This window comes from Frankiales bacterium (assembly GCA_016125335.1).
In the GTDB taxonomy this organism is placed as follows: Bacteria; Actinomycetota; Actinomycetes; order S36-B12; family CAIYMF01; genus Longivirga.
The window spans coordinates 47316-53980 of record WGLY01000034.1 but is presented as its reverse complement, the minus strand read 5'-3'; the positions used below and the strand labels follow the sequence as shown (position 1 = coordinate 53980).

Sequence of the window (6665 nt, the reverse complement as noted above, 5' to 3'; positions counted from 1 at the left end):
CGCCGGTCAGCCACGCGATCGGGTCGTGCACGTCCCAGTCCGGGTGGAACCCGAGACCCACCGGGCCGAACGAGGGGGTGGTGTCCCGGTCGTCGACGGCGGTCATCGGGCACCTCCCACGGGCTCGGCTGGTTTCGGATGAATGTAGGAATGCTATCGGAGACCACCGACAGACACAACCCCTAACCCCAGTATTTCCAAGGGGTTTGGCCGATTCGCCTGTCCACAGGATGTGGACAGCGGGCCGCCGCTCGGAAGGCCCGCGGCTGTCGCCGCAACGCGGGATCGGGCACGGACGGACCGCTGGACGCAGCCTCGAACACGACCGTGTGGCTCCGCCCGGAGGCGCTCGCCCGGCTCGGCCCCGGGATGCCATCGCGTGGCTCGGCCTCGGGGAGCGATCGCATGGCCCAGCCTCGGGAGCGATCGTGTCGCCCGGCCTCGGGCGAGAGCCTGTGGCTCTGTCCCGTGCGCGACCTCGTGGCTCGGGCGCGGTCGCCGTGGCTCGGTCGGGACGCGACCCGGTGCCTCGGCCGCGGACGTGGCGCGGGTCAGCCGCGGACGCGCTCGTTGGCCGGGTCGTACAGCGGCCGCAGCGACACGGTGCACGGCCACTGGCGGTCGGCGATCTCGACGGTCCAGGTGCCCGAGGAGACCCACGCCGCGTCGGCGGCGCCGTCGCTCTCGACCATCGCGAGCCCGACTGCGCCGCCGAGGGTGTGGCCGTAGGAGCCGGCCCGCACGTAGCCCACCGGGACGCCGTCTCGCCGGACGACCTCGGCGTGCACGAGCATCGGCTCGGGGTCGCCGACGAGCACGCTCACGAGCCGACGCCGCAGCGGACCGGCCTCCTTGAGGGCGAGCACGGCGTCGCGGCCCCGGAACCCGCCGGGCTTGTCGAGGGCGACGGCGAAGCCGAGGCCGGCCTCGAGCACGGAGTCGGTGTTGTCGATGTCGTGGCCGTAGTCGCGGTAGCCCTTCTCCAGCCGCAGGCTGGCGAGCGCCTTGGTGCCCGCGTGCACCAGCCCGTACGCCGGGCCGGCCGCCACGATGCGGTCGTAGACGTGCACCGCCTGCTCGGCCGGCACGTAGAGCTCGTAGCCCAGCTCGCCGACGTAGGTGATGCGGATGCACAGCACGCGCGCGAAGCCGAGGTCGATCTCGCGCGCGGTACGGAACGGGAACGCCTCGTCGGACAGGTCGGCGCTGGTGAGCGACTGGAGCAGCTCGCGGGAGCGGGGCCCCTGCACGTTGATCTGCGCGTACGCGCCGGTCACGTCGGTGACGAACGCGTGGTGGCCCTCGAAGGCCCGCCGCAGGTGGGTCTCCACGTGGCGGTGGGCGGTGTCCGAGGCCACCACCCAGAACCGGTCGTCGGCCAGCTTGGTGACGGTGAGGTCGGCCTCGAGCCGGCCGAGCTCGTTGAGCCACTGCGTGTACGTGATGACTCCGCACGGGCCGTCGACGTCGTTGGCCGACACCCAGTTGAGGCGGGCGCCCGCGTCCCGGCCCTGCACGAGGAACTTGGACATGAACGACATGTCCATGAGCACGACGCCGGTCCGCGCGGCGTGGTGCTCCGCGGCCCAGCGGTCGAACCAGTCCGGGCGGCCCCACGTGAGCTCGCCGCGCTGCGGCGGCGTCCCGTCCTCGGAGTACCAGCCCGGGTTCTCCCAGCCGCTCACGTCGCGGAAGTACGCGCCGCGGGCCTCGAGCCGGTGGTGCAGCGGCGACAGCTTGGCCCCGCGGGCTGTCTGCATCGAGTGGTCCGGGTAGTGGCACGCGTACACGCGCCCGAGGCTCTCCACGGTGCGCGTGGCGCGGTACTCGGGGTTGCGCTGGTAGGTGTGCAGGCGGTCGATGTTGAAGCCGGTCACGTCGACGTCGGGATGGCCCGTGGTGATCCAGTGCGCCAACGCCCGGCCCATGCCGCCGCCGGTGAGGATGCCGATGGAGTTGAGCCCTGCCGCGACGAAGTAGTTGCGCAGCTCCGGCGCCTCGCCCACCACGGGCTGGAGGTCCGCGGTGAAGCTCTCGGGGCCGCAGAAGAACTTGCGGACGCCGACCTCGGAGGAGATCGGCACGCGGCTCATCGCGGCCTCGAGGTAGGGCGACATGCGCTCCCAGTCGGGCGGGATCTCGCCGAAGGAGAACGAGTCCGGCACCCGGGCCACGTTCCAGGGCGCGCAGACGGCCTCGAAGAGGCCGACCATCAGGCCGCCGCCCTCCTCGCGCAGGTAGGTGTAGTTGGCCGGGTCCTCGAGCACGGGGAACGACTTGTTGATCGAGTCGAACTCCTCGGTGATGAGGTAGTAGTGCTCGGCCGCCTGGAGCGGGATGTTCACCCCTGCCTGCTCGCCGAGCTGGCGCGCCCACATGCCGGCGCAGTTGACGACGTACTCGGCCTCGATGTCGCCGGCGGTCGTGGTCACGCCCGTGACGGCACCGCGGTGCGTCGTGACGCCGGTGACCGAGACGCCCTCGACGATGGTGGCGCCCTTCATGCGGGCGCCCTTGGCCAGCGCCATCGTGACGTCGACCGGGTTGGCCCGGCCGTCCTCGGCCACGTAGAACCCGGCCAGGACGTCGTCGACCCGGGCGAGCGGGAACAGGTCGAGCACCTCGCGTGGCGAGATCTCGTGGACGTCGACACCGCAGTACCGGTTGAACGCCGAGACCCGGCGGTACTCCTCGAGCCGGCCCGCGTCGGTGGCCAGCTCGATGAAGCCGACGGGCATGAACCCGGTCGACTGGCCGGTCTCCGCCTCCAGCCGCGAGTACAGGTCGCGGGTGTACTTGCGGAACTCGGTCGAGGTCTCCGAGGTCGAGCCGAAGGTGACCATGAGCCCGGCGGCGTGCCACGTGGTGCCGGAGGTGAGCCGGTCGCGCTCGAGAAGCACGACGTCGGTCCAGCCCATCTCGGCGAGGTGGTAGGCGACCGAGGTCCCGATGACGCCTCCGCCGATGACGACGACGCGGGCCCGGGACGGCAGTGACGGGGCGGCCATGGCCGCGAGAGTACGCGACTGCTGACCCGTGGGTCAGGAGCGCGGACGGCCGGATCCTGAGCGGCGCCGGACGGCCCGGTGAGGCTCCCGAGAGGTTCGGGGCCGACGTACTGCGTACAAATGAACGACCGTCCGCGCGGAACGGCATCCCCCCTTGCCGCCCGGCGCCCGCCGGGACCCCACCCCCAGGACCGCGGACGGCGGTTCCACACCGATCGGACCCGCACGCGCCCCCAGACGAAGGGTCCGGCCGGCCGGCCCCGCCTCACCCCCCCCGAGGCGGGGCCGGCCGGTGCGCGGGCCGGGGGAGGCGCGGGGCGGGGAGCGACCCCGGTCCCGTCAGAGGTCGGGCAGGTCCGGGTCGACCGGCGGCCGCCGTCCGGTCTCGGTCTCCCACAGGGAGAGCTGGCGCTCGAGCGCCTTCATCAGCTCGATCACGTGCGTGGGCGGCATCCGGACCCGGGCGCTCACGACGAGGTCCTGCACCAGGACGGGCTCCCCCTCGTGCTCGGCCATGGCCGCGGGCCCCCGCGCGGCGAGGAAGTCGATGACGAGGGACTCGGTGGTGTGCCACACGGAGGCGTAGTCCGCGGGCACGCCGACGACGTGCTCGGGCGGCAGCTCGATCTGGTGGGCGCGGCCCACCGGGTGCGGGGCGTCGGTCATGGCCCGACGCTACCGGCGTCCGGCGGGGGGACGTCGCCACGCGCGACGCAGGTCAGAGGCATGGTGCATCCCCCTCCTCATGGGTATGCTCCTCGCGGTTGCAGCACTTTCGTTCGTACTGGTTGCCGACGCGGCCCGCCGCTTCGTGACCGCGCTAGACACGTCCCCATGGGCAGGTCTGACACAACGACGGGAAGCAACCCGGACCGGGCAAAGGGCCCGATCCGCACCGTCCCCATGAGGAGACAACAGGTATGGCGCAGGGCACTGTGAAGTGGTTCAACGCGGAGAAGGGCTTCGGCTTCATCTCCCCCGACGGCAGTGACACGGACGTGTTCGTGCACTTCTCGGCGATCCAGGGGACGGGCTACCGCTCCCTGGAGGAGAACCAGCGCGTGGAGTTCGAGATCGGTCAGGGCCAGAAGGGCCCGCAGGCGGAGAACGTCCGCGCTCTCTGATCTTCTCGCTCGTCGGAACGCCCGCCCCGGTCACGGGGCGGGCGTTCCTGCGTCCGGGGGCCGCCCGAGCCCCCGCCGGCCACGTCGCTGCACCCGCTCCGCGTGGGGCCGACGCCGGGTCACACGCCTCGTCAGGGGTGGGCCGGACCGGCCCGGCCGACCCCCGCGCGCGGGCCCGGATCGGCCCTCCCGCATGACAGCGGTTACGGGGTTGTGGCCCCGGTCACGCGGCGCTTGTGCATTCGGTCACAAAGGGCTGCCATATCGGTCCGGGCCGTACCGGTAGGCCTGCGAGCCGGGCATCCTTGCGTCACTGTTGGACAGGGGACCGCCCCCGAACCGCTCCGCCGCACGCGATGGGACGAACAGCCATGCCGACGCTCCCCGGTCTCGAGAACCCGCCCACCCGCAACAAGAAGCTGCTCGAGTGGGTCGAGGAGACCGCCGCGCTCACGCAGCCGGACCGGATCGAGTGGTGCGACGGGTCGCAGGAGGAGTGGGACCGCCTCACCGCCCTCCTCGTCGACGGCGGCGCCTTCATCCGGCTCGACGAGACCAAGCGGCCCAACTCCTTCCTCGCGCGCTCGCACCCCAGCGACGTCGCCCGCGTGGAGGACCGCACCTTCATCTGCTCGCTGCGCGAGGAGGACGCCGGCCCCACGAACAACTGGGCCGACCCGGTCGCCATGCGCGCGACGCTGAAGGACAAGTTCGCCGGCTCGATGCGCGGCCGCACGATGTACGTGATCCCGTTCTCGATGGGCCCGCTCGGCTCGCGCATCTCCCAGCTCGGCGTCGAGATCACCGACTCGCCCTACGTCGTGGTCAACATGCGGATCATGACCCGCATGGGCTCGGCCGCGCTCGACCTCATCGGCGAGGACGGCGACTTCGTGCCGGCCCTGCACACCGTGGGCCACCCGCTCGAGCCCGGCGAGGCCGACGTCGCCTGGCCGTGCAACGCGGAGGAGTACATCGTCCACTTCCCCGAGACCCGCGAGATCTGGTCCTACGGCTCGGGCTACGGCGGCAACGCGCTGCTCGGCAAGAAGTGCTTCGCGCTGCGCATCGCCTCGGCCATGGCCCGCGACGAGGGCTGGCTGGCCGAGCACATGCTCATCCTCAAGCTCACCCACCCCAACGGCGACGTCCGCTACGTCACCGGCGCCTTCCCGTCGGCGTGCGGCAAGACCAACCTCGCGATGCTCGAGCCCTCGCTGCCCGGCTGGAAGGTCCGCACCATCGGCGACGACATCGCCTGGATCAAGCCGCAGCCCGACGGCACGCTGCGCGCCATCAATCCCGAGGCCGGCTTCTTCGGCGTCGCGCCCGGCACGGGCATGGACACCAACGCCAACGCGATCCGCTCGCTGGACGCCAACTGCATCTACACCAACGTCGCGCTGACCGACGACGGCGACGTGTGGTGGGAGGGCCTGTCCGAGCCGCCGGCGCACCTCGTCGACTGGAAGGGCAACGACTGGACGCCGGAGTCCGGCACCCCGGCCGCGCACCCCAACGCCCGGTTCACCGCGCCGGCGGGCCAGTGCCCGTCCATCGCGCCCAACTGGGAGGACCCGGCCGGCGTCCCCATCTCGGCCATCCTCTTCGGCGGCCGCCGCGCCTCCAACGTCCCGCTGGTGACCGAGGCCTACGACTGGGAGCACGGCGTGTTCGTCGGCGCCACGATCGCCTCGGAGAAGACGGCCGCGGCCGAGGGCACCGTCGGCGAGCTGCGCCGCGACCCCTTCGCGATGCTGCCGTTCTGCGGCTACAACATGGCCGACTACTGGAGCCACTGGCTGTCGATCGGCCGTGCCACGGACGCCGACAAGCTCCCGCGGATCTACCAGGTCAACTGGTTCCGCAAGGACGGCGACGGCTCCTTCATGTGGCCCGGCTACGGCGAGAACAGCCGCGTCCTGGCCTGGATCGTCGACCGGCTCGAGGGCCTCGCCGACGCCGTCGACACCCCGATCGGCCGCGTCCCCGTGGCCGGCGGGATCGACGTCGACGGCCTCGACGTCTCCGCGGAGACCATGGCCGAGCTGTTCCGCATCGACCCGGAGTCCTGGCTCCAGGAGGCCGACCTCACCGCCGAGTACTTCGCCCGCTTCGGCGACAAGGTGCCGGCCGAGCTGCACGCCCAGCTCGAGGCGATCCGCACCCGGCTCCAGCAGGCCTGACCCGCTCACGCCGAGGGCCCGCCCGCACAGCAGTGCGGACGGGCCCTCGGCGCGTGGAGGGGCCGGTCGTCACTCGCGCCGCAGTGCCTGCAGCCGCGGGCGCACGTCGAGGAAGTAGTAGGCCGCGGCCAGGACGCCGAGCAGCCCGAGCCAGCGGAACAGGATGCTCAGCAGCACCCCGGTGATGAGCAGGCCGAACCAGAGGGCGCGGGTGCCGCGACCGACCCGGCGCAGGTCGTCGTCGGACCGGCTCACGAGGTCGGCGATCGCCAGCACCTGGAGCAGGAACAGGGCGACGGACAGGAGGAGGTAGAGCACGGTCACGGGGCCACGCTACGAGGTCGCGC

General features: G+C 72.1%; 5 protein-coding genes. 2 read left to right on the top strand and 3 right to left on the bottom strand.

Annotated elements, in window-relative coordinates; genetic code table 11:
- Positions 1–551: 551 nt before the first annotated feature.
- Together GC157_16830 and GC157_16825 are read right to left on the bottom strand one after the other, a co-directional pair.
- On the bottom strand, positions 552–3008 hold the full coding sequence (locus GC157_16830; protein ID MBI1379124.1) for an FAD-dependent oxidoreductase: 2457 nt from the start codon (positions 3006–3008) through the stop codon (positions 552–554).
- Positions 3009–3347: 339 nt separating this feature from the next.
- A complete protein-coding gene (locus GC157_16825; protein ID MBI1379123.1) occupies positions 3348–3674 on the bottom strand; it encodes a DUF3467 domain-containing protein in 327 nt (108 codons plus the stop codon).
- A 254-nt stretch (positions 3675–3928) separates the two neighbouring features.
- On the opposite strand from GC157_16825, the gene GC157_16820 reads away from it, so the two are divergent.
- A complete protein-coding gene (locus GC157_16820; protein MBI1379122.1) occupies positions 3929–4132 on the top strand; it encodes a cold-shock protein in 204 nt (67 codons plus the stop codon).
- A 371-nt stretch (positions 4133–4503) separates the two neighbouring features.
- Complete coding sequence (locus tag GC157_16815) at positions 4504–6318, top strand: phosphoenolpyruvate carboxykinase (GTP) (protein MBI1379121.1); 1815 nt, start codon at positions 4504–4506, stop codon at positions 6316–6318.
- A gap of 69 nt (positions 6319–6387) precedes the next feature.
- Here GC157_16815 and GC157_16810 read toward each other — a convergent pair whose 3' ends face one another.
- Positions 6388–6642 carry a DUF2516 family protein gene (locus tag GC157_16810; GenBank protein ID MBI1379120.1) on the bottom strand — a complete coding sequence of 85 codons (255 nt, stop codon included), beginning with the start codon at positions 6640–6642 and terminating at the stop codon, positions 6388–6390.
- Between the last annotated feature and the right edge of the window lie 23 nt (positions 6643–6665).